The organism is Streptomyces sp. SP17BM10, assembly GCF_036322405.1.
GTDB lineage: Bacteria > Actinomycetota > Actinomycetes > Streptomycetales > Streptomycetaceae > Kitasatospora.
In genome coordinates this window covers 1-305 of sequence record NZ_JAQYXB010000257.1, presented here as the reverse complement: position 1 = coordinate 305, position 305 = coordinate 1, and the positions used below count along the sequence as shown (strand labels likewise).

1 protein-coding gene is annotated in these 305 nt (G+C 72.8%); it reads right to left on the bottom strand.

Annotated elements, in window-relative coordinates; all coding sequences use genetic code 11:
• The coding region (locus PUR71_RS01115) for a hypothetical protein (protein WP_329924381.1) at window positions 1-305 on the bottom strand (305 nt) is incomplete at both ends.

Sequence of the window (305 nt, the reverse complement as noted above, 5' to 3'; positions counted from 1 at the left end):
CGCCCAGCTCATCGGTGGTGGTGCCTTCGTGTCGGCGGGCGTGTCTGGGCTGGTCGGCTCGTGGTAGTAGGAGGCGACGTCCCCGTGGGCGATGAGGTAGGTGTTGCAGGTGCCGTTCGGGTCGTCTGGGTAGATGGTTGCGGGGTTGTGTGCCGCGAGGTAGGCGGCGGCGTGCTCCACGTGCTCCATCCGGGCGGTGGCGTCGCTGGTGGTCGCGTCGTCGGGGTGGGTGGTGGTGGGGTGCGGGCGGTGGCTGTGGCGAGGGCGGCCGCGGTGATGCCGACGGCGACCGTGCGGCCGGCGGG